This is a genomic window from Citrobacter sp. Cf125, assembly GCF_030333935.1.
In the GTDB taxonomy this organism is placed as follows: domain Bacteria; phylum Pseudomonadota; class Gammaproteobacteria; order Enterobacterales; family Enterobacteriaceae; genus Citrobacter; species Citrobacter freundii.
The window spans coordinates 1,232,446-1,257,843 of sequence record NZ_JAOWEY010000025.1 but is presented as its reverse complement, the minus strand read 5'-3'; the positions used below and the strand labels follow the sequence as shown (position 1 = coordinate 1,257,843).

Sequence of the window (25,398 nt, the reverse complement as noted above, 5' to 3'; positions counted from 1 at the left end):
CACTTATATTTATACGCCCTATTATCGTTCGATAATGTGATTTATACCGCACTAAAATTAGGTAAAACGTTTTATCTTCTCGCCATCATTAGTCAGCTAGCTTTTACGAGGAGTCGTTTGATGACGACGAGAACCACACCAAAAATAACGTTATGGGAATTTTTCCAGCAGTTGGGCAAAACCTTTATGCTCCCCGTAGCGCTGCTCTCATTTTGCGGGATCATGTTAGGGATCGGCAGCTCGTTAAGCAGCCATGATGTCTTAACACTGATCCCGGCATTGGGTAATCCGGTACTGCAGGCCATCTTTACCTGGATGAGCAAAGTAGGCTCATTTGCGTTTAGTTTCTTACCGGTGATGTTCTGTATTGCCATACCTCTCGGCCTTGCTCGCGAGAACAAAGGTGTAGCGGCATTTGCCGGTTTTGTTGGTTATGCGGTCATGAACCTTGCCGTCAACTTCTGGTTAACCGCGAAAGGTATCTTACCTACCACGGATGCCGCGATCCTGAAGGCCAACAACGTGCAGAATATCCTGGGGATCCAGTCGATCGATACTGGGATCCTCGGTGCTGTTATTGCCGGGATCATCGTCTGGATGCTGCATGAACGTTTCCACAACATTCGTCTGCCGGATGCGCTGGCTTTCTTCGGCGGCACCCGCTTTGTGCCTATCATCTCCTCGGTAGTGATGGGGCTGGTCGGGCTGGTTATTCCCCTGATCTGGCCGGTTTTCGCTATGGGCATTACCGGGCTCGGCCACATCATCAACAGCGCGGGAGAATTTGGCCCAATGCTGTTTGGTACCGGTGAACGTCTGCTGCTGCCGTTTGGTCTGCATCATATTCTGGTGGCGCTCATTCGCTTCACCGAGGCTGGCGGCACGCAAGAAGTCTGCGGTCACAGCGTGAGCGGCGCACTGACTATTTTCCAGGCCCAACTGAGCTGCCCGACAACACAAGGTTTCTCTGAAAGCGCAACCCGCTTCCTGTCGCAGGGCAAAATGCCTGCGTTCCTCGGTGGTTTACCGGGGGCAGCGCTCGCTATGTACCACTGTGCTCGCCCTGAAAATCGTCATAAAATTAAAGGGTTATTAATTTCCGGTCTTATTGCCTGTGTGATCGGCGGTACCACCGAGCCCCTTGAGTTCTTATTCCTGTTCGTTGCCCCAGTTCTGTATGTGATCCACGCCCTGCTGACCGGTCTTGGCTTCACTGTGATGGCAGTGCTTGGCGTCACCATCGGTAACACCGACGGTAACCTGATTGACTTCGTGGTGTTCGGCATCCTGCATGGACTCTCTACCAAGTGGTATCTGGTCCCTGTTGTGGCGGCGATCTGGTTCGCGGTGTACTACGTCATCTTCCGTTTCGCCATCACACGCTTCAATTTGAAGACACCAGGTCGAGACGTCGAAATTGCCAGCAATATCGAAAAAGTAATGGCTGGAGCGCCGGGTAAATCCGGTTACAACGTCCCTGCCATTCTGGCGGCGCTTGGCGGTGCGGAAAACATCGTTAGCCTGGATAACTGTATTACCCGTCTGCGTTTGTCAGTGAAGGATATGTCTCTTGTGAATGTACAGGCACTGAAGGACAATCGCGCCATTGGCGTAGTGCAACTCAATCAGCATAATCTTCAGGTCGTTATTGGCCCACAGGTCCAGTCAGTGAAAGACGAGATCGCAGTTCTGATGAACACCGTACAAGCTTAAGGACAATGATATGTTTGATTTTTCAAAGGTTGTGGACAGGCATGGTACCTGGTGTACTCAGTGGGATTACGTTGCCGACCGTTTTGGTTCAGCCGACCTGCTGCCATTCACCATCTCCGATATGGATTTTGCCACCGCACCCTGTATTCTGGAGGCGCTGACTCAGCGCCTGTCACATGGCGTGTTGGGTTACAGTCGCTGGAAAAATGATGAATTTCTTGCGGCGATTAGTCACTGGTTTCTATCGCGTCATGATACCCAAATCGATCCTCAGTCGCTGGTTTATGGCCCCTCGGTCATCTATATGGTATCGGAGCTGATCCGCCAGTGGTCTTCTGCGGGTGATGCGGTGGTGATTCATACGCCGGCGTACGACGCGTTTTACAAAGCAATTGAAGGTAATCAGCGCGTGGTGCGCGCTGTCGAACTGGAAAAACGCACTGACGGTTGGTACTGCGACATGGCCGCGCTGGAGAATGCCCTGTCTCGTCCAGAGAGCAAAATTCTTTTGCTCTGTAGCCCACAAAATCCGACGGGCAAAGTGTGGACGCGTGATGAGCTGGAAACCATGGCAGAACTGTGTCAGCGCCATGGTGTAAAAGTTATTTCCGATGAGATCCATATGGATATGGTATGGGGGGATCACCCACATATCCCCTGGAGTAACGTCGCGCGTGACAGCTGGGCGCTGCTCACTTCCGGCTCAAAAAGTTTTAATATTCCGGCACTGACCGGGGCTTACGGAATTATTGAAGACGCTCAAAGCCGTAACGATTATCTCAGCGCATTAAAAGGTCGCGATGGCCTTTCCTCACCAGCAGTACTCGCGCTGAGCGCACATATTGCCGCCTATCATCAGGGCGCAAGCTGGCTTGATGCGCTGCGGGATTACCTTACCAGCAATCTGCATTACGTCGCCCGCGAGCTTAATGCCGCATTCCCCGAACTGAACTGGCGGGTTCCGCAATCCACCTATCTGGCATGGATTGACCTGCGTCCGCTCAACATTGATGACCACGCATTGCAGGAAGCGCTCATCCACCAGCAGAAAGTCGCCATCATGCCCGGATACACATACGGCGAAGAAGGACGCGGTTTTGTGCGCCTGAATGCCGGATGTCCACGATCCAAACTTGAAAAAGGCGTTCAGGGGTTGATTAACGGCATACGTTCTGTACGCTAATAAAGTTTGCGCAATGAAATTATTCATTGCGCAACATAGATTTTTATCCCGATTTTTTCTTATAATACGACGCACTTTACCTAAATACACGAGTGCGACCATGATTGATACTTCCCTCCCCTTGACCGACGTCCATCGCCACCTTGATGGTAACATCCGTGCCCAAACGATTCTGGATCTGGGTCGTCAGTTCAATTTAACGCTCCCGGCACAAACGTTGGAAACGCTGATCCCTCATGTGCAAGTGACATCCACTGAGCCAGATTTAGTGAGTTTTTTATCCAAGCTCGACTGGGGCGTAAAGGTACTGGCCTCGCTGGATGCCTGTCGCCGCGTGGCATTTGAAAATATTGAGGATGCAGCACGTAACGGTCTGCACTATGTAGAATTACGTTTTTCACCAGGCTATATGGCGATGGCGCATCAACTCCCGGTGGCAGGTGTGGTTGAAGCCGTCATCGCAGGCGTGCGCGAGGGCTGCAAGACTTTTGGCGTCGAAGCACGCTTAATTGGCATTATGAGCCGTACTTTTGGCGAAGCCGCCTGTCTGCAGGAACTGGATGCGCTGTTAGCCCACCGAGATCATATTACGGCACTGGATCTAGCCGGTGACGAACTGGGATTCCCTGGCAGTCTGTTCCTGTCCCATTTCAACCAGGCACGCGACGCCGGCTGGCATATTACCGTGCATGCGGGCGAAGCCGCGGGACCAGAAAGCATCTGGCAGGCCATTAAAGAGCTGGGCGCTGAGCGTATTGGTCACGGCGTTAAAGCCGTTGAAGATCGTGCGTTGATGGATTACCTCGCCGAGCATCGTATCGGCATCGAATCCTGCCTGACATCAAACATTCAGACCAGCACCGTTGCCTCACTAGCGAACCATCCGCTGAAAACGTTCCTTGAGCATGGCGTTATTGCCAGTTTGAATACGGACGACCCGGCTGTTCAGGGTGTGGATATTATTCACGAGTACACCATTGCCGCACCAGCTGCAGGCCTAACGCGCGAACAGATCCGCCAGGCGCAAATCAACGGTCTGGAAATGGCATTCCTGAGTAACGAAGAAAAACAAGCCTTGCGCGAGAAAGTCGCCGCAGCGTAACGGGTAAAGTGCTGAATGGCGCTAACGCTTATCCGGCCTACGTTGGTTTTCATTGTAGGCCGGATAAGATGCCTGAGCATCTCCATCCGGCATTAGTCCAATCAAGCAAGGCACAGCGTCGAACGATGTTTCGCAGATTCGATACCCAGCTCAATCAGCTCCATAATTTGGATAGCCTGTCTCGCCGGTACCGGGTTTTCACCGTTACCGTTTAGCGCATCACGAATGCCAGCATAGTACGCCGGATAGTTGCCTGGTACAGTAAGCCAGGTTTCTTCAACCTGCTCTTCGCCTTCTACTCGCGTCAAAACGCCATCGCGCATATCATAACCCCAGTCTTCCTGTGGTAGTCGCTCGCCATTTTTCAGACGCTCTTCCTGCGGGTCAAGACCATACTTCACATAGCTGCCACGCGATCCGTGCACAATATAACGGGCCGATTCTGCGGCAGCGAGCATGGTGCCATGCAGGATCACACGACGCTGCGGATACGTCAGGATGGCATGGAAGTAATCCGTCGCCTGCGCGCCTGGACGCAACTGGGCCAGGTCTACCGTCAGGCTGACGGGCAAACCAAACAGATTAATCGCCTGATCCAAAAGATGCGGTGCTAAATCGTACCAGATACCGCTTCCCGGACCGCCCTGTTCACGCCAACGGTCACGAACCTGCGGGCGGAAACGATCGAAATGGGATTCGAAATACGCCACCTCTCCCAAAACACCATCCGCCAGCAGAGCTTTCAGCGTCAGAAAATCACTGTCCCAGCGACGGTTATGGAACACAGACAGCACGCGCCCGAGGCTGCGCGCCAGCGTATCCAGCTCACGAGCTTGTGACAGTGTCACAGTAAAAGGCTTATCAACAACCACATGTTTGCCCGCTTCCAGCGCAGCTTTCGCTAATGGAAAGTGTGTGTCATTAGGCGTGGGGATCACAATCAGGTCGATATTTGGATCGTTAAAAAGATGCTTAGGCTCAGCAACAACCGCCACCGTAGGCCAGTCTGCCTTCACTTTTGCTTCATCACTACTGGAAACTGCAGCCAGTTCCAGGCCCGGCGTGCCCACAATCAGGGGGGCATGGAAGGTTTTACTGGCATAACCATAGCCAATTAGCCCAACGCGGATGTTGTCACTCATGTTATTGCCTCTCAATTCAGGACTGACCTATTTCACACCATACCTTGCAACGTCTCAATAGTTTAATAACCTTTGCGCTACAAAGGTTGCTTTTAACTTAAGTCAAACATATGCCACTTATGCTTAACTTGCAGCGAAAAAGAGGGAGAAATCGTTCCCAACCATCTTGCTGTATTAATGAGAGATTAGTAACATTTGCAGCCTGTGTTTATGGATAAATCAAAGCAAATGTCATCAGTAATGAATCGTCTTATTGAATTAACAGGTTGGATTGTTCTCGCCGTCTCCGTGATCCTGCTGGGTGTTGCCAATCATATTGACAATTACCAGCCACCAGAGCCCGTTGCGGCAGTGCAGAAGAAATAAGCATCCGCAACCTTTTATTGCCCGGCAATTAACATTGGTAGTTGCAGGGTTTGCCGGTAAAAGATCGCTTTCTGTCAAAAAAAGCGAATTATGCCGCATCCCGCTCCGCTGCATATTGCCAGCGATCGCTAAGCGCGTTACCCTTGCCGAAGACGCGCATAGCGCCTGTTTTTTCACAGGTATGAACACTCTTCTTACATTTGCACGTAAATCCGCTTTTACCTGTGCACGTTGTTTATTTTTATATTTTCTACTCCGTTGGTATTATTTTATTAATATGGATCTGCATTTATGACTGTTCAGGATTACTTATTAAAATTCCGCAAAATCAGTTCACTCGAAAGTCTGGAAAAACTTTTCGACCATTTAAACTACACGCTAACCGACGATAGCGACATGATCAATATGTACCGTGCCGCAGACCATCGCCGTGCGGAGCTTATATCCGGAGGCCGTCTGTTTGATGTTGGTCAGGTACCTAAATCAGTCTGGCATTACGTGCAATAGAGAAGAAAGTAGCGCTCAACGTTAAAAGCTTTATAATAATCGCCCCAAAATGAATGGCATGATTGATTGCGCGCGTAAAACTGGAGAAGAGATGACTACCACACCGGCACAACGTATCGGAGGCTGGCTACTTGGGCCACTGGCCTGGCTGTTAGTCGCGTTGTTGAGCGCTTCGCTGGCGTTATTGCTTTATGTCACTGCGCTGGCAACACCGCAAACCTTCAAAACGCTGGGTGAGCAAAGTACAGCAAATTTGCTGTTATGGGGCGTCTCCTTTGTTACCGCGATCGCCATGTGGTATTACACACTGTGGCTGACAATTGCGTTTTTCAAACGCAGAGCCTGTGTGCCCAAGCATTACATTCTGTGGCTGCTGATCTCCGTGTTGCTGGCGATTAAAGCGTTTGCGTTTTCACCTGTCCCAGACGCTTTTGCCGTGCGCCAACTGCTGTTCCCATTACTGGCCGCAGCACTGTTGGTGCCCTACTTCAAGCGATCGCAGCGCGTTAAATCGACGTTTGTGAACCCGTAATAACCCTACAGTTAACCTGTTGTCGCCTGTTGTAGATTGTCAGATAATAGGCGGCTTTTTTATTTCAGGCCGAAAAATGACTGATTACCTGCTGCTGTTTGTCGGAACTGTACTGGTCAATAACTTTGTACTGGTCAAGTTTCTGGGCCTCTGCCCGTTTATGGGCGTTTCCAAAAAACTGGAAACCGCAATGGGTATGGGCCTTGCCACGACGTTTGTCATGACGCTGGCATCCATCTGCGCATGGCTGATTGATACCTGGATCCTAATCCCGCTCAATCTCATCTATCTGCGCACACTGGCTTTTATTCTGGTTATCGCCGTCGTCGTGCAGTTTACCGAAATGGTTGTGCGCAAAACCAGCCCTGCGCTGTACCGCCTGCTGGGGATCTTCCTACCGCTGATCACGACTAACTGCGCAGTGTTAGGTGTGGCGCTGCTGAACATCAACCTCGGCCATAACTTTTTACAGTCGGCGCTATACGGTTTTTCCGCCGCCGTCGGCTTCTCGCTGGTGATGGTACTGTTCGCCGCGATCCGCGAACGCCTCGCCGTGGCGGACGTCCCGGCGCCGTTTCGCGGGAATGCGATTGCGCTGATTACCGCTGGTTTAATGTCATTGGCCTTTATGGGCTTTAGTGGTTTGGTGAAGTTGTAATGAATGCTATCTGGATTGCCGTTGCCGCAGTGAGTGTACTGGGTCTGGCGTTCGGCGCTATTTTGGGGTACGCCTCACGACGTTTTGCCGTTGAAGATGATCCGGTCGTGGAGAAAATTGATGAAATTCTCCCGCAAAGCCAGTGTGGGCAGTGCGGCTATCCGGGCTGTCATCCTTACGCTGAAGCGATCGGCTCTCAGGGTGAAAAAATTAACCGTTGCGCCCCCGGTGGCGAAGCGGTGATGTTAAAAATTGCCGCCCTGCTGAACGTCGATCCGCAGCCTATTGATGGTGATGAACAAGACGTTACGCCGGTGCGTATGCTGGCGGTCATTGATGAAAATAACTGTATCGGGTGCACTAAGTGTATTCAGGCCTGCCCGGTCGATGCGATCGTGGGCGCGACTCGCGCCATGCACACGGTAATGAGCGATCTCTGCACTGGGTGCAACCTGTGTGTTGACCCGTGCCCGACGCAATGCATTGAATTACGCCCGGTAGCCGAGACACCCGATAGCTGGAAATGGGATTTAAACACCATCCCTGTGCGCATCATTCCCGTGGAACAACATGTTTAAGTTATTCTCTGCATTCAGAAAAAATAAAATCTGGGACTTTGATGGTGGCATTCATCCACCAGAAATGAAAACCCAGTCAAACGGAACACCGTTGCGACAGGTTCCGCTGGCACCGCGTTTTGTTATTCCGCTGAAACAACATATTGGTGCGGAGGGTGAACTGTGCGTAAACGTGGGTGACACCGTGCTGCGTGGTCAGGCATTAACCCGCGGGCGTGGCAAAATGCTTCCAGTCCATGCGCCAACATCAGGTACCGTGGTTGCCATTGCCCCGCACTCCACCGCACATCCTTCGGCACTGGCTGAGTTGAGCGTTATCATAGACGCCGATGGAGAAGACCGCTGGATTGAGCGAGACGGCTGGACCGATTACCGCTCCCGCAACCGGGAAGAGCTGATTGCACGTATTCATCAGTTCGGCGTCGCCGGGCTGGGTGGCGCAGGTTTTCCCACCGGCGTTAAACTGCAGGGCGGCGGAGATAAAATTGAAACGCTGATCATTAACGCCGCCGAATGCGAGCCGTACATTACGGCAGATGACCGCCTGATGCAGGACTGTGCGGCTCAGGTCGTCGAAGGGATCCGCATCCTGGCGCACATTCTTCAGCCACGCGAGATCCTCCTCGGCATAGAAGATAACAAGCCGCAGGCAATATCTATGCTGCGCGCAGTTCTGGCTGATTCACACGACATCAGTTTGCGCGTGATCCCCACCAAGTACCCTTCCGGCGGGGCTAAACAGTTAACACAAATCCTGACTGGCAAGCAGGTTCCCCACGGTGGACGCTCCTCAGATATCGGCGTATTGATGCAAAACGTCGGAACCGCCTATGCAATTAAACGTGCAGTAATTGACGGTGAGCCAATCACCGAGCGTGTCGTGACGCTTACCGGTGAAGCCGTCAGCCGTCCGGGCAACGTCTGGGCTCGTTTGGGCACGCCGGTTCGCCATCTGCTCAACGACGCGGGCTTCTGCCCTTCCGCCGACCAGATGGTGATTATGGGCGGACCGCTGATGGGGTTTACGCTGCCATGGCTGGATGTCCCGGTGGTGAAGATTACCAACTGTCTTCTGGCCCCCTCTGCCAGTGAAATGGGTGAAACGCCGGAAGAGAAAGGCTGCATTCGCTGTAGCGCATGCGCCGATGCCTGTCCGGCGGATCTCCTGCCACAACAGCTTTATTGGTTCAGTAAAGGGCAACAGCACGACAAAGCAACGGCCCACAATATCGCCGACTGCATTGAATGCGGTGCCTGCGCCTGGGTATGCCCAAGCAATATTCCGCTGGTGCAGTATTTCCGCCAGGAAAAAGCTGAGATTTACGCCATTAGCCAGGAAGAAAAACGAGCCGCTGAAGCGAAAGCACGGTTTGAAGCCCGACAGGCGCGCCTTGAACGTGAAAAAGCAGCGCGTCTTGAACGCCATAAAAGCGCCGCTGCTCAACCGGCGGCCAAAGACCATGATGCCATTGCCGCCGCGCTGGCTCGCGTAAAAGAAAAACAGGCTCAGGCGCTGCAGCCGGTAGTAATTCAGGCAGGTGAAAAACCTGACAATAGCGCAGTGATTGCCGCACGCGAGGCGCGTAAGGCGCAAGCTCGTGCTTCCCGTAAGGAAAATTCGCCGCAAAGTGAAGGCAGCAGCACGGGTACAGATCCGCGTAAAGCTGCCGTCGAAGCGGCAATTGCTCGCGCCAAAGCCCGCAAGCTCGAACAGCAGGCTGTACCGGAAACAGCCGAGCCGGTTGATCCACGCAAAGCCGCCGTCGAAGCGGCAATTGCTCGCGCCAAAGCCCGCAAGCTCGAGCAGCAGGCGGTACCGGAAACATCCGAACCGGTTGATCCACGCAAAGCCGCCGTGGAAGCGGCCATCGCCCGCGCTAAGGCCCGCAAGCTCGAGCAGCAAGTGGTAACGGAAACAGCCGAGCCGGTTGATCCACGCAAAGCCGCCGTCGCGGCCGCTATCGCACGCGCTCAGGCAAAGAAAGCCGCACAGCAGCAGGTTGTTAACGAGGAATAAATGGTATTCAGAATAGCAAGCTCCCCTTATACCCATAACCAGCGCCAGACATCACGTATCATGATGTTGGTGTTACTTGCGGCATTGCCGGGAATCGCCGCACAGCTGTGGTTCTTCGGCTGGGGTACGTTGTTCCAGATAATTCTGGCCGCCATCAGCGCTATCGCAGCCGAAGCGGGCGTGCTTAAACTGCGTAAACAACCCATTGTGCCGATTTTAAAAGACAACTCTGCGTTACTCACCGGGTTGCTGCTGGCCGTGAGTATTCCCCCGCTCGCCCCCTGGTGGATGGTGGTATTGGGCACGGTATTCGCGGTTATCATTGCGAAACAGCTGTATGGCGGTCTCGGTCAGAACCCGTTTAACCCTGCCATGATTGGTTATGTCGTGCTGCTAATCTCATTTCCAGTACAGATGACCAGTTGGCTGCCGCCGCACGAAATTGCGGCTACAGTGCCTGGGTTCTTTGACGCGCTGAACGTTATCCTTAGCGGCCATACAGTCAGCGGTGGGGATATGAATACACTGCGTATGGGCATTGATGGTATCAGTCAGGCAACGCCTCTCGATACCTTTAAGACATCACTGCATGCCGGGCATACCGTTGAACAGGTGATGCAATACCCGATTTACAGCGGTGTGCTGGCAGGCGCGGGCTGGCAGTGGGTTAATCTTGCCTGGCTGGCGGGTGGTATCGTTCTGTTATGGCAGGGGGCGATTCGCTGGCATATCCCGGTTAGCTTCCTGCTGTCGCTCGCCGTTTGCGCCACTCTGGGATGGTTGTTCTCACCTGAGTCACTCGCGTCTCCTCAGTTACACCTGCTTTCCGGCGCAACCATGCTGGGTGCATTTTTTATTCTTACCGACCCCGTTACGGCCTCGACAACTAACCGCGGCCGCCTGATTTTTGGCGCACTTGCGGGGTTGTTAGTATGGTTGATTCGCAGTTTTGGCGGTTATCCTGACGGTGTAGCCTTTGCTGTATTACTGGCAAATATCACGGTTCCCCTGATTGATTATTACACCCGCCCTCGCGTGTACGGACATCGCTAAGGACTCCCAATGCTGAAAACGATTCGTAAACACGGTATTACGCTGGCACTGTTTGCTGCTGGTTCAACGGGATTAACCGCGGCAATCAATCAATTAACCAAGTCCACCATTGATGAACAGGCCGCGCTGCAGCAAAAAGCACTGTTCGATCAGGTGCTACCTGGCGATCGCTACAATAATAACTTGTCTGAGAGCTGTTATCTGGCCAATGCGCAGGCATTGGGCAAAGGTACTCACCGCGTGTATATTGCCCGCCAGGACGACCGTCCCGTTGCAGCAATTCTTGAAGCTACAGCACCAGATGGGTATTCCGGGGCGATTCAACTGCTGGTCGGTGTCGATTTTACGGGTACCGTGTTGGGTACGCGGGTAACTGAGCATCATGAAACCCCGGGACTGGGCGATAAAATCGAACTGCGACTGTCCGACTGGATCACCCACTTTAGCGGCAAAACGATCGCTACGGGTAACGATGCCCACTGGGCTGTGAAAAAAGACGGCGGCGACTTTGACCAGTTTACTGGCGCAACCATTACGCCGCGGGCGGTAGTGAACGCAGTAAAACGCGCCGGTTTGTATGCGCAAACGCTACCCGCGCAGCTTCCTCAACTTAGCGCCTGTGGAGAATAAACCATGAGCGAAATTAAAGACGTTATTGTCCAGGGGTTATGGAAAAATAACTCCGCGCTTGTGCAGCTACTCGGGATGTGTCCGCTGTTGGCCGTTACCTCTACCGCCACTAACGCGCTGGGGCTGGGGCTCGCGACGACGCTCGTTCTGACGCTGACCAACCTGACGATTTCGGCCCTTCGTCGCTGGACTCCGCCTGAAATCCGTATTCCAATTTATGTCATGATCATCGCCTCCGTGGTGAGTGCGGTGCAGATGCTGATCAATGCCTATGCCTTTGGCCTGTATCAGTCTCTGGGCATCTTTATCCCGCTGATTGTGACCAACTGTATTGTTGTTGGCCGCGCAGAGGCCTTCGCCGCCAAAAAAGGCCCTGCATTATCCGCACTCGATGGTTTTTCCATCGGTATGGGGGCGACCGGCGCCATGTTTGTTCTGGGCTCGCTGCGCGAAATAATTGGTAACGGTACACTGTTTGATGGCGCAGACGGTTTGTTGGGTAGCTGGGCCAAAGTATTGCGCGTTGAGATCTTCCATACTGATACGCCGTTTCTGCTGGCCATGCTGCCACCAGGCGCGTTTATTGGTCTGGGCTTGATGCTGGCAGTTAAGTACCTGATTGATGAGAGAATGAAGAAACGTCGTGCCGAAGCGGCTGTCGCGGACAGTCCAGTTGGTGAAACAGGGAATGTCTCATGAACAAAGCAAAACGTCTGGAAATACTGACTCGCCTGCGGGATAACAACCCGCATCCGACAACCGAGCTTAATTTTACATCGCCGTTTGAACTGCTGATTTCGGTCTTGCTTTCCGCTCAGGCCACCGATGTCAGCGTCAATAAAGCGACGGCTAAACTATACCCCGTCGCCAATACGCCTGCTGCGATGCTGGAGCTCGGAGTTGAAGGTGTTAAGTCCTACATCAAGACAATCGGTTTGTTTAACAGCAAAGCGGAAAACGTAATTAAAACCTGCCGCATTCTGCTGGAACAACATAATGGTGAAGTGCCTGAAGACCGTGCTGCGTTAGAAGCTCTCCCCGGCGTTGGGCGCAAGACGGCTAATGTGGTGTTAAATACCGCCTTTGGCTGGCCCACTATTGCCGTAGATACCCACATTTTCCGGGTATGTAACCGGACACAATTCGCCCCAGGTAAAAACGTCGAGCAGGTAGAAGAAAAGCTACTGAAAGTTGTACCCAGTGAATTTAAAGTCGATTGCCACCACTGGTTAATTCTTCATGGCCGCTACACCTGTATAGCCAGAAAGCCACGTTGTGGTTCCTGTATCATCGAAGATCTCTGCGAATTCAAAGAGAAAGTCGATATCTAATGCTGCCGGGGCATCCTCTTTGCCCCATACATACATAACGTTTAGTTATGCACTCCCTAAAGTTTCTTTTCCCGACAATGATGCCATTCAATTGCTCAAATCTAATGCAATATTCTTGTTAATTAACACCTGAACAGGTTAATCGTTTTTTTAGCAAAAGAAATTTCTATCTATACGTGATCCAGATCATCCAGCTAACACAATGTTAATAATTTTTTATTTTTTAGTTAAGGTGACAATTGGATGACCTAACTGCACAGTTTATAAACAAAACATTACACTGCCTATTTTTCAGATAATGGCCTATATCACTGGATTCAACCTTAAATAGCAGAACATATAGCCACATTGCGGTTTTAGCGGTGATTAAACAGTGTAAAAATCTGCCATTTTACAAATGAAGAAATTTAACGCTAGATAACATTTCTCAGCCCCGACGATTTCACCAGCTATGATATATGTAACAGATTATTACAAACCACTTGTCTGAATGGTCAAGATAGTGAACATTACTTGCCGTTTCCCCTCCCACTATAACAATCGGACGGATGAACTTGACTCATCACGTACCTGAACACCCCCGTTGATATGGGATGTAAAAAAAGAGGTAAAAGTGTCTACTGCAAACAATAAACCAACAGAAAGCGTAAGTTTAAACGCCTTCAAACAACCAAAAGCGTTCTATCTCATTTTCTCTATTGAGCTGTGGGAACGTTTTGGTTATTACGGCCTGCAAGGGATCATGGCCGTCTACCTGGTTAAACAACTGGGCATGTCAGAAGCGGATTCCATCACCCTTTTCTCCTCCTTTAGCGCCCTGGTATATGGCCTGGTTGCGATTGGCGGCTGGTTAGGTGATAAAGTTCTGGGTACAAAACGCGTCATTATGCTGGGTGCCGTTGTCCTGGCCATTGGTTATGCGCTGGTAGCATGGTCCGGTCACGATGCGGGTATCGTTTATATGGGCATGGCGGCTATCGCGGTCGGTAACGGCCTGTTTAAAGCAAACCCATCCTCCCTGCTCTCTACCTGCTATGCCAAAGATGATCCGCGTCTTGATGGTGCATTTACCATGTACTACATGTCCGTCAACATCGGTTCATTCTTCTCTATGCTGGCAACGCCATGGTTAGCTGCGCGTTACGGCTGGAGCACCGCGTTTGCGCTGAGCGTCGTGGGTATGCTGATTACCGTTGTTAACTTCGCATTCTGTCAGCGCTGGGTTAAACAATACGGTTCTAAACCTGACTTTGAACCAATCAACTTCCGTAACCTGCTGCTGACTATCGTTGGCGTTGTGGTTCTGATCGCGATTGCGACCTGGCTGCTGCACAACCAGCAGATCGCACGTATGGTTCTGGGTGTAATTGCCATTGGTATCGTGTTTATCTTCGGTAAAGAAGCCTTCACCATGAAAGGTGCTGCGCGTCGTAAAATGATCGTCGCCTTCATTCTGATGCTGGAAGCGATTATCTTCTTCGTGCTGTACAGCCAGATGCCGACCTCACTGAACTTCTTTGCGATTCGTAACGTTGAGCACTCTATTCTTGGCATTGCTTTCGAACCTGAACAGTACCAGGCGCTGAACCCGTTCTGGATCATCATTGGTAGCCCAATCCTCGCCGCTATCTATAACAAGATGGGCGATACCCTGCCGATGCCGACCAAGTTTGCGATTGGTATGGTTCTGTGTTCCGGTGCATTCCTGATCCTGCCGCTGGGCGCGAAATTCGCTACCGATGCGGGCATCGTTTCCGTTAACTGGCTGATTATCTGCTATGGCCTGCAAAGTATCGGTGAGCTGATGATCTCCGGTCTGGGTCTGGCAATGGTGGCACAGCTGGTTCCGCAACGCCTGATGGGCTTCATCATGGGTAGCTGGTTCCTGACCACTGCCGGTGCAAACATCATCGGTGGCTACGTCGCTAACATGATGGCTGTACCAGAGAATGTGACTGACCCGCTGATGTCCCTTGAAGTCTACGGTCGTGTGTTCCTGCAGATTGGTGTTGCGACGGCTGTTATCGCTGTTCTGATGCTGCTGACGGCTCCGAAACTGAACCGTATGACTCAGGATGACGAAGCCGATGAGAAAGCCTCTAAGGCCGCGACAGCGTAATTCTCAGGGAAACTCATTTTCAGGCCGCTAACTGTTGTTAGCGGCTTTTTTTTTGCATGAGGTAGCACTACCATACGATATACCTCAGCCAAAAGGAGTTACCGATGAAACTGTTCTACAAACCGGGCGCTTGTTCTCTCGCTTCCCACATCACACTTCGTGAGAGCGGTAAAGATTTCACGCTGGATGGTGTTGATCTGATGAAGAAACGTCTGGAAAATGGCGATGATTTTTTCGCGGTAAACCCAAAAGGGCAAGTTCCCGCACTGCTGCTGGATGACGGTACGCTACTTACCGAAGGTGTCGCCATCATGCAATACCTGGCGGACAGCGTGCCAGACCGTCAGCTCCTTGCCCCTACCAGCAGCCTCTCCCGTTACAAAACCATCGAATGGCTTAACTACATTGCGACAGAACTGCATAAAGGCTTTACGCCACTGTTCCGTCCCGATACGCCGGAAGACTTCAAGCCAACCGTTCGCGCGCTGCTGGAGAAAAAAATGCAGTATGTGAACGACTCGCTAAAAGATAACCAATGGATCTGCGGCCCGCGCTTCAGCATCGCCGATGCCTACCTGTTTACCGTACTGCGTTGGGCCTATGCCGTTAAGCTGAATATGGCAGGATTAAGCCATATCGACGCGTATATGGCGCGTATGGCTGAACGCCCGGCGGTTGCCGCGGCGCTTAAAGCAGAAGGGTTAAATTAATTGTTGTTGCCGGGTGGTGCTGCGCTTGCCCGGCCTACAGCTAAAAATATGCCCGATAGGCGTGAATGCCATCGGGCATTTATTACAGCTGCGTCGCGCTGAAGTAGTGTTCAGGCTTGGCGATGCGATCCTGTGCAGCCACCACCTGCAGCTCATACTCGTGCATCTCTTTGGTGGCGATCATCACTTCGTACACTGCCGCAGTCACATGCTCAAGCGCCTGCTGTAAAGACGCGCCCTGTAACAGTTTCACCAGCAACAAGCCACTGGTAACATCACCCACACCAACCGGTTGACGTGTGCCAAAATCGACCAGCGGGCGACTGATATGCCACGCCTGCTCAGCGGTGACCAGCAGCATCTCGAAACGGTCGGTGCTAATACCTGCGCGTGCCAGATGCTTCACCAGTACAATTTCAGGTCCCTGAGCGATCAGTTCACGCGCCGCCACAACGGCCTCATCGACATTGTTCACCGCATGCTCGCACAGAATTTCGAGCTCAACCAAATTCGGGGCAATAATGTCACTAGCCGGAAGCGCATGACGTACATGAAATTCCGCCACACCCGGAGCTACGATACACCCCTTTTCAGGGTGTCCCATCACCGGATCGCAAAAGTATTTTGCCTGCGGGTTGGCCGCTTTTACTTTACGTACAATACCCAGAATATGCTCGCCCTGTTCAGCGGAGCCAAGATAGCCGCTCAGTACTGCGTCACAGGTCTGGAGTTTATCAATATCAGCAATGCCCTGGACAATTTCAGTCAGGTGGCTCGGCGGCATAACGCAACCGGTCCATTTGCCATACTGCGTGTGGTTTGAAAACTGGACGGTATTCAACGGCCAGACGTTTGCGCCAAGACGACGCATCGGAAATTCTGCTGCACTGTTGCCCGCATGGCCAAAAACAACGTGGGACTGGATGGCGAGGATATTCTTCATTTTACTTACCACAACCCTGAAAAAATAAAGGGGCGTAGTTTCCCACGCCCCTGCTAACTCAATCTTACTTCCAGCAAATCAGACAATAGTTCTTCTTGCCACGGCGCAGTAAGGTATAGCGCCCGAACAGGATATCACTCTCCTGGAAGAAATATTCCGGATCGGACTGCTTCTCACCGTTGATGGTCACTGCGTTAGACGCAATGGTCTTACGGGCCTGACCGCGAGAAGGTTGCAGCTCGGAGTCCACCAGCGCCTGCATCAAATCGGCACCTTTGTCCATCTCGATCATCGGCACGCCATCCTGCGCCAGCTGTTCGAAATCTGCTTCACTCAAATCGCTGAGATTGCCATTGAACAAGCTTTCGGTAATGCGTTTTGCCGCGACCAGACCTTCTTCACCGTGAACCAGACGCGTAACCTGTTCGGCCAGAACATACTGGGCACGCGGCGCTTTACCGCTGTTTTTATCTTCTTCTTCCAGCGCATTGATCTCTTCAATGTCCATGAAAGTGAAGAATTTCAGGAAGCGATAAACGTCCGCATCGGCGGTGTTAATCCAGAACTGGTAGAATTTATACGGACTGGTTTTCTTCGGATCCAGCCACACTGCGCCGCCTTCCGTCTTACCGAACTTGGTGCCATCAGCTTTAGTAATCAGCGGAACGGTCAGACCAAACACCTGATTCTGATGCAGACGACGGGTCAAATCGATACCCGAAGTAATGTTACCCCACTGGTCAGAACCACCAATCTGCAGCGCCACGCCGTGTAGTTTATTCAGGCAGGCAAAGTCATAACCCTGCAGCAGGTTGTAAGAAAACTCAGTAAAGGAGATCCCCTGATCGTCACGGTTCAGACGCTGCTTAACCGCTTCTTTGTTGATCATCTGGTTGACGGAGAAGTGTTTGCCGATATCACGCAGGAAAGTCAGTACGTTCATACTGCCAAACCAGTCGTAGTTGTTCGCAGCAATCGCCGAGTTGTCGCCACAGTCGAAATCGAGGAACGGTGCAACCTGTTTGCGGATTTTATCCACCCACTCCTGCACAGTGTCTTCGGTATTCAGTTTACGCTCGGCGGCTTTAAAGCTCGGGTCACCAATCAGACCGGTTGCGCCACCTACCAGTGCGACAGGCTTATGGCCTGCCTGCTGGAAGCGTTTCAGGCATAACAATGGAACCAGATGCCCCAAATGCAAGCTGTCAGCGGTAGGATCGAAGCCGCAATAGAGCGCGATCGGGCCTTGCGCCAGTCGCTCTGCTAACGCTTCCTCGTCCGTCACCTGGGCCACCAGCCCCCGCTCTTGCAATTGTTTAATCAAGTTACTGCTTGCCATCAAAATCTCCATGTATAAAACGACTGCACCTTTGCCGGTACACGACTTTTCGCCTGATGCGAAAGAAACATAGAATAAAGCGCCGGATTGATCAGCACCAGCGCTTAAAACAAGAAATTTGCATCTTTAGGGGGCCAGGCGATCAATTTTCCACGCGTTATCTTCGCGTTGGTATAAAAAACGATCGTGTAAACGGTTTTCACCACCTTGCCAGAACTCCATTTGCTCAATACTCACGCGAAAGCCGCCCCAGAAACTGGGCAGTGGAACTTCTCCTTGTTGAAACTTCTGCTTCAGTTCGAGAAATTTACTTTCGAGAATACCACGAGCTGAGATCCTGCTGGATTGCTTAGAGACCCAGGCGCCAATCTGGCTGTCGCGTGGGCGACTGTGGAAGTATTTCACTACTTCTAACGTGGAGAGACGCTCAGCCTTGCCGATCACCATCACCTGCCGTTCCAGCGTATGCCAGGGAAATAAAAGGCTGATGCGTGGATTTTTCTCGATCTGATGCGCCTTACGGCTGCCAAGGTTGGTATAGAACACCAGCCCTTTGTCATCAAAATGTTTGAGTAACACGATACGCTGATACGGCTGGCCATTTTCATCGACGGTCGCAACGACCATCGCGGTGGGATCGGCCAGTTTGGCGTCACAGGCTTGCCCCAGCCAGCGCTCAAACAGCGCAAGGGGTTCGGCGGGAAGATCGCGGCGGCGAAGACCGCCTTTCGTGTATTCACGGCGCAGATGCGCGATTTGCTGCAATTCGTCGTTATCAGACATGATGTTGGGCTACGGATTGTCAGTGGGTGACGCTATTGTGCGCCGCCCAGGTGAAAATCTCAACGCTTCGGGTTCTGTAACTGACAGTTATTTAGCACAATTCTGTCTCGTTTATAGACCGTTGCCTCGTCGCCTTTAGACCAGAAAACGTAGATCCCATCGGTATAGCGCGCACCTGATGCCGACATGCCCTGTTTGAGGTTCAATAGCTGATTATCATAAACAAAGCTTGCCGTCTGGCGGGTATTGTTCAGCTTGACGGTAAGTGGTTTTTCGTCGCAGCGGTATTCGAGCGTATCCGTTTGCATACGCTCAACAAATTGGTTGTACACGCTACACCCGCTAAGCAGTACCGGCAGACACACTAACAATAGTTTTTTCATAGCCATATCCTGAAGACTTTCCTGGTCCCGGAGGGTAATGGAACCCTCCCTAATATCCCTAGTTTACCGGCATACGGTGCTGAATAATTTCAGTTAACTCTGAGTTCGTGGGTTAGCAGGATAAATCGCCCCTAAAACGCTCGGCTCTGATGCGCCAGTCACAGAAGGCAGATTTCCAGGTAATCCGGCCAGTGTCCGCCACGCCAGCCAGGCAAAGGCTAACGCTTCCATATCATCGCCGCTGATCCCGGCTTCATCAGTTGAGGTGACCTCTGTTCCCGGCAATAGTGCCGCCAAACGCATCATCAGCAGCGGATTACGGCTTCCTCCACCGCAGACCATGAGCCGTTCACAACCGCCGCTTAGCAAGACCTGCTCTGAAATGGTCACCGCGGTCAGTTCGGCAAGCGTCGCCTGCACATCCCGCGGACTAATCCCCGGGAACTGCACCAGATGACGTTCTATCCAGCCATAATTAAAATACTCACGACCAGTGCTTTTCGGCGCAGGCGCGGAGAAATAAGGGTCGTTAAGCATATTTTGCAGTAACGGCAGGATAACCATTCCCGAAATGGCCCACTGCGCATCTTTGTCGTAAGGTTGACCGCATTGCCGCCAGATCCAGGCATCCATCAGCATATTGCCGGGCCCGGTGTCGTATCCGCGAACGGGTTGTTGCGGAATAAGCAGAGACAGATTGGCAATCCCGCCGATGTTTAACACCATCCGCCGTTCCGTTGGATGTGCCAGCAGTGCCTGATGAAACGCGGGAACGAGCGGTGCACCCTGCCCGCCAAGTGCAATATCACGTCGACGAAAATCGCCGACTACGGTTATCCCTGTACGCGCAACAATCTGGTTGTTATCGCCAATTTGCAGCGTGTGTGGCGCAGCACCGTTCGGTTCATGCCACACGGTTTGCCCGTGGCAACCAATCGCAACGATATCCTGCGGTTTCAATTTTTCTTGCGCCAATAACGCATTCACCGCCTCAGCAAATAAATAACCGAGCTGCGCGTCCAACTGACCAAACTGAGAAAGTGTAAGCTGCTGCCCCTGGCAGATATCCAGAATCGCTTGTTTAACATGAATGGGGATGGGCCAGGTCAGACTCGCCTGCTGCGCAACCATCGTTTCATCTATTGTCGCCAGCACAACATCGACGCCATCAAGGCTGGTTCCAGACATTACACCGATAAAACGGCCCGATTTCATAGGTCATCCTTTTAAGCAAATTAGCCTTGACACTCAACCATAAAGTGTCGACTAATGCCATGCTTCCTTAATGATTTTTGGTGGCTAATCATTACAATGATCGTTTAATTACATCAATTACATGAATGATTCGTTTATACTCGGTTGATCCGATTTCGGTTAAGATTTTCATATTGTTCCAGTAGAACATGTGATCTTAGGCTCACAAATGCCATATAATTTAACCATGAAGGGTGCTTTATTAGCGTTTCGTGGTGACAAAGGAGATTTGTAAATGATTAAACGTGTGCTGATTGTTTCATTAATGGGCGTATCTTTAGCGGGTTGCGTTAACAATGATAGCCTTTCAGGTGACGTGTATACCGCATCCGAAGCGAAACAAGTTCAGAACGTTACCTACGGTACGATTGTTCATGTTCGTCCGGTGCAAATCCAGGGTGGCGATGACGCAAACGTGATTGGTGCTATTGGTGGTGCGGTACTCGGCGGGTTCCTCGGTAACACCGTCGGCGGCGGTACGGGGCGTTCATTAGCGACGGCTGCAGGCGCAGTTGCCGGTGGCGTAGCGGGTCAAGGCGTACAAGGTGCGATGAATAAAACCCAGGGTGTGGAACTGGAAATCCGTAAGGATGATGGTAATACCATCATGGTGGTTCAGAAACAGGGTGCGACCAAGTTTTCAGCCGGCCAGCGCGTTGTTATGGCTAACAACGGCAGCCAGGTTACCGTGTCTCCACGCTAATCAAATTCACGTGTGGTCAGACTCTGGCCACACGTCATTTTTTTGCTTCAGCCCTGTGACTGCAGCTCAATAATATTGTGTTCCAGCCTGGCGACCAGTTTAATCAGCAGATCAATTTCCTCAGCTGAAATCCCTTCCAAAATTTCTCCACGCGTCTTGTTGATAACCGCTTCCATATCAGCGATCAACGGCTCTGCTTTTTCTGTCAGTTTAATTCTCTTTGCCCGACGATCGCTGGCGCAAGTCTGTCGTGAAATGAGTCCCTTTTCCTCTAACTGGTCAAGCGTACGTACCAACGAAGGCTGCTCGATGCCAATCGCTTTAGCCAACTGAATCTGCGATTGATCCGGCGGCAACTGATGAATGTTGTGCAGCGTAACCCAATGCGTCTGCGTCAACTCCAGAGGTTTCAGGCGATGGTCAATCAGAGCACGCCAAATGCGCACCAACCGTGCCAGATCAGAACCTAATGGCGATTCCAATTTCATCTCCTTATAATTAGCTTGCTAAGTTATTGTGCTGATTTTAGAATAGTGTGCAGCATTTGTATTCCCAAAACAAATGTATTGCCAAATTTGCTTACCGGCTGACATTTTTTCAGACATCATGCGTTACGGAGACTCATTGTCTCTTTTTTGCTAAACCTATAGCAATGCTCTCTTCCGCCAAGGATTTTGCCCGTGAAGTTTATGTTTAATGCAACAGGATTGCCCCTACAAGATTTAATGATCGGCGCATCTGTCTACTTCCCTCCTGTTTTCAAGGCGATTGTAGCAGGATTTATTCTCTGGCTGGTTGTTCATCGCCTACTGCGCGACTGGATTTACTCTGGCGAAATCTGGCATCCCTTGTTAATGGATCTGTCACTCTTTACGCTTTGCGTATGTCTGGCCTTTGTTATGCTGATAGCGTGGTGATTATGTCGCTTAAAACCGTTAAATACTTCTCCACTATTATAGTCGCTGCAATCGCAGTTTTCGCCGGGTGGTGGATGTGGAATTACTATATGCAATCGCCCTGGACACGTGATGGCAAAGTGCGAGCTGAGCAGGTCAGCATTACGCCACAGGTGTCAGGTAGCATTAGCGAACTCTATATAAAAGATAACCAGTTTGTGAATAAAGGCGATGTCCTTTTTATTATTGACAAGACACCATTTCACATTGCTGAACTGAATGCGCAAGCGCAACTTGCAAAAGCGCAGTCTGACCTGGCGAAAGCCAATAACGAAGCCAACCGCCGCCGTCATTTATCGCAAAATTACATCTCAGCCGAGGATCTGGATACCGCAAATCTCAACGTGAAAGCCATGCAGGCGAGTGTTGAAGCAGCAGAGGCCAGTCTGCGCCAGGCACAGTGGCAATTGACGCAAACGGTGGTCAAAGCCCCCGTAGCGGGCTGGGTCACCAATCTTTCAACCCGTCCCGGAGACTACGCTTCAACCGGGAAACCTCTGTTTGCTCTCGTCGACAGTCACTCTTTTTATGTAATGGGGTATTTTGAAGAAACTAAGTTGCGCCACATTCGCGAAGGTGCACCTGCCCTCATCACGCTCTACAGCGGTGATATAAAGTTACAGGGTCACGTTTCCAGTATTGGTCGTGCTATCTACGATCAAAGTGTGGAAAGTGATTCCGGCCTGATTCCAGATATCAAGCCCAACGTGCCGTGGGTGCGTCTGGCGCAGCGTATCCCGGTACGCATCGAATTCGACGCCCTGCCGCGGGATGTCACGCTGGTATCAGGTACAACCTGCAGCGTATCCATCGGCCAGCGTAAATGAAACTACCTCGCCTGACACCTGGCAATTTGCCGTGGTTTAAAGCCACGGCGGCACAGTGGCGTTATGCGCTGCGTAACACCATTGCGATGTGTCTGGCGTTAACTTTTGCTTATTATCTGAATCTGGACGAACCCTATTGGGCGATGACCTCAGCGGCGGTGGTCAGTTTTCCCACCGTTGGCGGGGTTATCAGCAAAAGTCTGGGGCGCGTGGCGGGGAGCTTACTGGGTGCCACCGCCGCATTGATTATTGCCGGTCATACCCTTAATGAGCCGTGGTTGTTCTTGCTGAGCATGTCGGTGTGGATCGGTTTTTGTACCTGGGCCTGTGCGCATTTCACCAATAACGTTGCCTACGCCTTTCAACTGGCAGGTTATACGGCGGCGATCATTGCGTTTCCCATGGTCAATACCGTGGAAATTACGCAGTTATGGGATATCGCGCAGGCACGCGTGTGTGAAGTCATCGTCGGTATCTTGTGTGGCGGTGTGATGATGATGATCCTGCCCAGCACCTCCGATGGCATCACGTTACTGACTGCATTGAAAAATATGCATTCACGTTTACTGGAACATGCCAGCCTACTCTGGCAACCAGAAACCACGGACGCCATTCGCACAGCCCATGAAGGTGTTATCGGTCAGATTCTTACTATGAACCTGCTGCGTATTCAGGCGTTCTGGAGCCATTACCGTTTTCGCCGACAAAATGCTTTGCTCAATTCGCTGTTGCATCAACAGTTAAGGATGACCAGTGTGATTTCCAGTCTGCGCAGGATGCTGTTGAACTGGCCTAATCCCCCTTCCAATACCCGGGAAATTATCGAGCAGTTGCTCAGCGAACTGATAAAATCCAATGCTAATAGCTACACCGTTGCACGTATTATTGCCCCACTGCGACCCGTCGATGCACGCGACTATCGACACGTCGCCTTCTGGCAACGACTGCGTTATTTTTGTCGGCTCTATCTGCGCAGCAGTCATTATCTGCATTTACTGGAAAATGGCGTTACCGCCGAGCGTATTAATATCGTCCGCACGCCGGGGCTTGCCCGTCATACCGATAATGCGGAAGCTATCTGGAGCGGGTTACGTACGTTCTGCACTTTGATGCTTATCGGCGCATGGAGCATTGGCGCACAATGGGAATCAGGCTCTGGCGCACTCACGCTCGCCGCCATCAGCAGCGTGCTGTATTCCGCCGTTGCCACGCCGTTCAAGTCGCTTTCTTTGCTGATGCGCACGCTGGTTCTGCTGTCGCTGTTTAGCTTTGTGGTTAAGTTTGGCCTGATGGTGCAAATTTCCGACCTCTGGCAATTCATTCTCTTTCTCTTCCCGCTACTCGCCACCATGCAACTGTTAAAGCTGCAAATGCCAGCCCTGGCAGGTCTTTGGGGGCAACTGATTGTATTTATGGGTTCGTTTATCGCGGTAACCAATCCGCCGGTATATGATTTTGCTGATTTCCTGAATGACAATATGGCGAAAATCACTGGTGTGGCGCTGTCATGGCTGGCCTTCGCCATTCTGCGGCCTGGATCGGATGCACGGAAAAGTCGCCGCCATATTCGCGCCCTGCGCCGGGATTTTGTCGATCAGCTCAGCCGACACCCATCACTCAGTGAAAACGAATTTGAATCGCTGACCTATCATCACGTCAGCCAGCTCAGCAGCAGTCAGGATGCGCTGGCGCGACGCTGGTTATTACGTTGGGGGGTCGTATTGCTGAACTGCTCGCACGTGGTGTGGCAACTGCGCACCTGGGAGGCGCGTTCGGATCCGCTGGCTCGCGTCAGGGACGTGTGTATCTCTCTGCTGCGCGATGTAATGAGCGAGCGTGGCGTCCAGCAACGACCACTGAATGCCACGCTGAGTGAGCTACAACGCATCTGCGATACGCTTGCCCACCATCATCAACCTGCTGCACAGGAGTTATCGGCATTGGTCTGGCGGCTACACTGCTCGCTTTCACAACTCGAACAGGCGCCACCGCCGGGCACTCTCAGTAGTTGATTATTTGATAACACCACAGGCGTAGCGCGCTCCGCCACCGCCAAGCGGTTTCGGTTGATCGGACATATTATCGCCGCCCACATGGATCATCAGCGCTTTGCCTTTAACCTCATCGAGCGTTTTGAGGCGCGGCGCAATGACCGGTGTTGTGGCGTTTCCGTCGTTATTCACCACCAGCAGCGGCAGGTCACCCATATGACCTGCGCCTTCCGGGCCTTCGTGTTTGCCGGTTTGGTTCGGATCATAATGGCCTCCAGCCGATTCCGCGGCTGAGGCTTTCCCTTCTTTAATCGCCGGTTGGCAGCTGCCGTTCATATGCACATGGAAGCCATGTTCTCCCGGCGGCAACGCTTTCAGATCGGGCGAAAACTCCAGCCCCTTTGCAGTTTCAGCAATAGTGACCGTACCAATCGCCTGGCCAACGCCTTGCGACGTGACCAGATTCATCGTCACTTTTTCTTCAATGGCAGCCTGCGCACCTGCACAGGCGAGTAGAGTGATGATGGCCAAACTCAAACGCTTCATAAGACCTCCGTCCAAAAGGTGTCTGATTGTTA

Annotated in this window: 26 protein-coding genes and 1 pseudogene; 19 read left to right on the top strand and 8 right to left on the bottom strand. The window is 51.8% G+C overall.

Features of this window, described 5'->3' with window-relative positions; translation table 11 throughout:
* The first annotated feature begins 120 nt into the window (after positions 1-120).
* From malX to add, 3 genes are all read left to right on the top strand, one after another.
* Positions 121-1,713 carry a maltose/glucose-specific PTS transporter subunit IIBC gene (gene malX, locus OGV89_RS22780; protein ID WP_003843555.1) on the top strand — a complete coding sequence of 531 codons (1,593 nt, stop codon included), beginning with the start codon at positions 121-123 and terminating at the stop codon, positions 1,711-1,713.
* 10 nt (positions 1,714-1,723) lie between these two features.
* Positions 1,724-2,896: a MalY/PatB family protein gene (locus OGV89_RS22775; protein ID WP_106107342.1), complete on the top strand. Its 1,173-nt coding sequence runs from the start codon at positions 1,724-1,726 to the stop codon at positions 2,894-2,896.
* 100 nt (positions 2,897-2,996) lie between these two features.
* The gene (gene add / locus OGV89_RS22770; RefSeq protein WP_106107341.1) at positions 2,997-3,998 is read left to right on the top strand and encodes an adenosine deaminase; all 1,002 of its coding nucleotides are present in this window, start codon (positions 2,997-2,999) and stop codon (positions 3,996-3,998) included.
* Between the two features lie 101 nt (positions 3,999-4,099).
* Here add and OGV89_RS22765 read toward each other — a convergent pair whose 3' ends face one another.
* Positions 4,100-5,140, bottom strand: a complete 1,041-nt coding sequence (locus OGV89_RS22765; protein ID WP_003836419.1) for an oxidoreductase — start codon at positions 5,138-5,140, stop codon at positions 4,100-4,102.
* A 240-nt stretch (positions 5,141-5,380) separates the two neighbouring features.
* Here OGV89_RS22765 and blr point away from each other — a divergent pair, with 240 nt between their 5' ends.
* The 12 genes from blr (at position 5,381) to gstA (ending at position 15,641) form a co-directional block, all read left to right on the top strand.
* Complete coding sequence (gene blr, locus OGV89_RS22760; RefSeq protein ID WP_003029134.1) at positions 5,381-5,506, top strand: division septum protein Blr; 126 nt, start codon at positions 5,381-5,383, stop codon at positions 5,504-5,506.
* Between the two features lie 291 nt (positions 5,507-5,797).
* Positions 5,798-6,013: a transcription modulator YdgT gene (gene ydgT / locus OGV89_RS22755; RefSeq protein ID WP_003029138.1), complete on the top strand. Its 216-nt coding sequence runs from the start codon at positions 5,798-5,800 to the stop codon at positions 6,011-6,013.
* A gap of 91 nt (positions 6,014-6,104) precedes the next feature.
* Positions 6,105-6,545, top strand: coding sequence for a DUF2569 domain-containing protein (locus OGV89_RS22750; protein ID WP_003832803.1), 441 nt, complete (start codon positions 6,105-6,107; stop codon positions 6,543-6,545).
* Between the two features lie 76 nt (positions 6,546-6,621).
* Entirely contained in the window at positions 6,622-7,203 is a 582-nt protein-coding gene (gene rsxA / locus OGV89_RS22745; RefSeq protein ID WP_003029144.1) for an electron transport complex subunit RsxA, read from the top strand.
* A complete protein-coding gene (gene rsxB / locus OGV89_RS22740; RefSeq protein ID WP_003029148.1) occupies positions 7,203-7,781 on the top strand; it encodes an electron transport complex subunit RsxB in 579 nt (192 codons plus the stop codon). The genes rsxA and rsxB overlap by 1 nt, the downstream gene beginning before the upstream one ends.
* Positions 7,774-9,798 carry an electron transport complex subunit RsxC gene (rsxC, locus tag OGV89_RS22735; RefSeq protein WP_286559353.1) on the top strand — a complete coding sequence of 675 codons (2,025 nt, stop codon included), beginning with the start codon at positions 7,774-7,776 and terminating at the stop codon, positions 9,796-9,798. Before rsxB ends, rsxC begins: the two co-directional genes overlap by 8 nt.
* Positions 9,799-10,851, top strand: a complete 1,053-nt coding sequence (gene rsxD, locus OGV89_RS22730; protein WP_003836424.1) for an electron transport complex subunit RsxD — start codon at positions 9,799-9,801, stop codon at positions 10,849-10,851.
* Positions 10,852-10,860: 9 nt separating this feature from the next.
* Complete coding sequence (rsxG, locus tag OGV89_RS22725; RefSeq protein ID WP_046670636.1) at positions 10,861-11,481, top strand: electron transport complex subunit RsxG; 621 nt, start codon at positions 10,861-10,863, stop codon at positions 11,479-11,481.
* 3 nt (positions 11,482-11,484) lie between these two features.
* Positions 11,485-12,180 (top strand): electron transport complex subunit E, encoded by a 696-nt coding sequence (locus OGV89_RS22720; RefSeq protein ID WP_174329317.1) that lies wholly within the window; start codon positions 11,485-11,487, stop codon positions 12,178-12,180.
* A complete protein-coding gene (gene nth, locus OGV89_RS22715; protein WP_003029161.1) occupies positions 12,177-12,812 on the top strand; it encodes an endonuclease III in 636 nt (211 codons plus the stop codon). The genes OGV89_RS22720 and nth overlap by 4 nt, the downstream gene beginning before the upstream one ends.
* A 613-nt stretch (positions 12,813-13,425) precedes the next feature.
* Positions 13,426-14,931 (top strand): dipeptide/tripeptide permease DtpA, encoded by a 1,506-nt coding sequence (gene dtpA / locus OGV89_RS22710; RefSeq protein WP_003843542.1) that lies wholly within the window; start codon positions 13,426-13,428, stop codon positions 14,929-14,931.
* Between the two features lie 104 nt (positions 14,932-15,035).
* The gene (gene gstA, locus OGV89_RS22705; protein ID WP_003029164.1) at positions 15,036-15,641 is read left to right on the top strand and encodes a glutathione transferase GstA; all 606 of its coding nucleotides are present in this window, start codon (positions 15,036-15,038) and stop codon (positions 15,639-15,641) included.
* A gap of 82 nt (positions 15,642-15,723) precedes the next feature.
* On the opposite strand, the gene pdxY is transcribed toward gstA, so the two are convergent.
* The 5 genes from pdxY to anmK all read right to left on the bottom strand — a co-directional run bounded on the left by pdxY (position 15,724) and on the right by anmK (position 20,304).
* A complete protein-coding gene (gene pdxY, locus OGV89_RS22700) occupies positions 15,724-16,584 on the bottom strand; it encodes a pyridoxal kinase PdxY (RefSeq protein WP_071687636.1) in 861 nt (286 codons plus the stop codon).
* A 64-nt stretch (positions 16,585-16,648) separates the two neighbouring features.
* Positions 16,649-17,923 carry a tyrosine--tRNA ligase gene (gene tyrS, locus OGV89_RS22695; RefSeq protein WP_003836431.1) on the bottom strand — a complete coding sequence of 425 codons (1,275 nt, stop codon included), beginning with the start codon at positions 17,921-17,923 and terminating at the stop codon, positions 16,649-16,651.
* 126 nt (positions 17,924-18,049) lie between these two features.
* Positions 18,050-18,706 carry a pyridoxamine 5'-phosphate oxidase gene (gene pdxH, locus OGV89_RS22690; protein ID WP_003836433.1) on the bottom strand — a complete coding sequence of 219 codons (657 nt, stop codon included), beginning with the start codon at positions 18,704-18,706 and terminating at the stop codon, positions 18,050-18,052.
* Positions 18,707-18,765: 59 nt separating this feature from the next.
* Positions 18,766-19,095 carry a C-type lysozyme inhibitor gene (gene mliC / locus OGV89_RS22685; protein WP_003836435.1) on the bottom strand — a complete coding sequence of 110 codons (330 nt, stop codon included), beginning with the start codon at positions 19,093-19,095 and terminating at the stop codon, positions 18,766-18,768.
* Positions 19,096-19,182: 87 nt separating this feature from the next.
* Positions 19,183-20,304 (bottom strand): anhydro-N-acetylmuramic acid kinase, encoded by a 1,122-nt coding sequence (gene anmK / locus OGV89_RS22680; protein ID WP_003029171.1) that lies wholly within the window; start codon positions 20,302-20,304, stop codon positions 19,183-19,185.
* A 274-nt stretch (positions 20,305-20,578) separates the two neighbouring features.
* On the opposite strand from anmK, the gene slyB reads away from it, so the two are divergent.
* Positions 20,579-21,046 carry an outer membrane lipoprotein SlyB gene (slyB, locus tag OGV89_RS22675; protein WP_003029175.1) on the top strand — a complete coding sequence of 156 codons (468 nt, stop codon included), beginning with the start codon at positions 20,579-20,581 and terminating at the stop codon, positions 21,044-21,046.
* Positions 21,047-21,093: 47 nt separating this feature from the next.
* Here the strand turns inward: slyB and slyA are convergent, their stop codons facing one another.
* Complete coding sequence (slyA, locus tag OGV89_RS22670; protein ID WP_019076732.1) at positions 21,094-21,534, bottom strand: transcriptional regulator SlyA; 441 nt, start codon at positions 21,532-21,534, stop codon at positions 21,094-21,096.
* A 192-nt stretch (positions 21,535-21,726) separates the two neighbouring features.
* Between slyA and OGV89_RS22665 the strand changes: the two genes are divergently transcribed.
* From OGV89_RS22665 to OGV89_RS22655, 3 genes and pseudogenes are all read left to right on the top strand, one after another.
* Positions 21,727-21,963, top strand: coding sequence for a DUF1656 domain-containing protein (locus tag OGV89_RS22665; protein ID WP_003029180.1), 237 nt, complete (start codon positions 21,727-21,729; stop codon positions 21,961-21,963).
* Between the two features lie 2 nt (positions 21,964-21,965).
* Positions 21,966-22,829 carry an efflux RND transporter periplasmic adaptor subunit gene (locus tag OGV89_RS22660; RefSeq protein WP_003836440.1) on the top strand — a complete coding sequence of 288 codons (864 nt, stop codon included), beginning with the start codon at positions 21,966-21,968 and terminating at the stop codon, positions 22,827-22,829.
* A pseudogene (locus OGV89_RS22655) lies at positions 22,826-24,866 on the top strand (FUSC family protein). The gene OGV89_RS22660 and the pseudogene OGV89_RS22655 overlap by 4 nt, the downstream one beginning before the upstream one ends.
* Here the strand turns inward: OGV89_RS22655 and sodC are convergent.
* A complete protein-coding gene (sodC, locus tag OGV89_RS22650; RefSeq protein WP_003843535.1) occupies positions 24,842-25,366 on the bottom strand; it encodes a superoxide dismutase [Cu-Zn] SodC in 525 nt (174 codons plus the stop codon). The pseudogene OGV89_RS22655 and the gene sodC overlap by 25 nt on opposite strands.
* Between the last annotated feature and the right edge of the window lie 32 nt (positions 25,367-25,398).

Bases quoted from the DNA above. Each gene is read 5' to 3' on its own strand.
- malX (WP_003843555.1), top strand. From the start codon at position 121: ATGACGACGAGAACCACACCAAAAATAACGTTATGGGAATTTTTCCAG.
- OGV89_RS22775 (WP_106107342.1), top strand. From the start codon at position 1,724: ATGTTTGATTTTTCAAAGGTTGTGGACAGGCATGGTACCTGGTGTACT.
- add (WP_106107341.1), top strand. From the start codon at position 2,997: ATGATTGATACTTCCCTCCCCTTGACCGACGTCCATCGCCACCTTGAT.
- OGV89_RS22765 (WP_003836419.1), bottom strand. From the start codon at position 5,140: ATGAGTGACAACATCCGCGTTGGGCTAATTGGCTATGGTTATGCCAGT.
- blr (WP_003029134.1), top strand. From the start codon at position 5,381: ATGAATCGTCTTATTGAATTAACAGGTTGGATTGTTCTCGCCGTCTCC.
- ydgT (WP_003029138.1), top strand. From the start codon at position 5,798: ATGACTGTTCAGGATTACTTATTAAAATTCCGCAAAATCAGTTCACTC.
- OGV89_RS22750 (WP_003832803.1), top strand. From the start codon at position 6,105: ATGACTACCACACCGGCACAACGTATCGGAGGCTGGCTACTTGGGCCA.
- rsxA (WP_003029144.1), top strand. From the start codon at position 6,622: ATGACTGATTACCTGCTGCTGTTTGTCGGAACTGTACTGGTCAATAAC.
- rsxB (WP_003029148.1), top strand. From the start codon at position 7,203: ATGAATGCTATCTGGATTGCCGTTGCCGCAGTGAGTGTACTGGGTCTG.
- rsxC (WP_286559353.1), top strand. From the start codon at position 7,774: ATGTTTAAGTTATTCTCTGCATTCAGAAAAAATAAAATCTGGGACTTT.
- rsxD (WP_003836424.1), top strand. From the start codon at position 9,799: ATGGTATTCAGAATAGCAAGCTCCCCTTATACCCATAACCAGCGCCAG.
- rsxG (WP_046670636.1), top strand. From the start codon at position 10,861: ATGCTGAAAACGATTCGTAAACACGGTATTACGCTGGCACTGTTTGCT.
- OGV89_RS22720 (WP_174329317.1), top strand. From the start codon at position 11,485: ATGAGCGAAATTAAAGACGTTATTGTCCAGGGGTTATGGAAAAATAAC.
- nth (WP_003029161.1), top strand. From the start codon at position 12,177: ATGAACAAAGCAAAACGTCTGGAAATACTGACTCGCCTGCGGGATAAC.
- gstA (WP_003029164.1), top strand. From the start codon at position 15,036: ATGAAACTGTTCTACAAACCGGGCGCTTGTTCTCTCGCTTCCCACATC.
- pdxY (WP_071687636.1), bottom strand. From the start codon at position 16,584: ATGAAGAATATCCTCGCCATCCAGTCCCACGTTGTTTTTGGCCATGCG.
- tyrS (WP_003836431.1), bottom strand. From the start codon at position 17,923: ATGGCAAGCAGTAACTTGATTAAACAATTGCAAGAGCGGGGGCTGGTG.
- pdxH (WP_003836433.1), bottom strand. From the start codon at position 18,706: ATGTCTGATAACGACGAATTGCAGCAAATCGCGCATCTGCGCCGTGAA.
- mliC (WP_003836435.1), bottom strand. From the start codon at position 19,095: ATGGCTATGAAAAAACTATTGTTAGTGTGTCTGCCGGTACTGCTTAGC.
- anmK (WP_003029171.1), bottom strand. From the start codon at position 20,304: ATGAAATCGGGCCGTTTTATCGGTGTAATGTCTGGAACCAGCCTTGAT.
- slyB (WP_003029175.1), top strand. From the start codon at position 20,579: ATGATTAAACGTGTGCTGATTGTTTCATTAATGGGCGTATCTTTAGCG.
- slyA (WP_019076732.1), bottom strand. From the start codon at position 21,534: ATGAAATTGGAATCGCCATTAGGTTCTGATCTGGCACGGTTGGTGCGC.
- OGV89_RS22660 (WP_003836440.1), top strand. From the start codon at position 21,966: ATGTCGCTTAAAACCGTTAAATACTTCTCCACTATTATAGTCGCTGCA.
- sodC (WP_003843535.1), bottom strand. From the start codon at position 25,366: ATGAAGCGTTTGAGTTTGGCCATCATCACTCTACTCGCCTGTGCAGGT.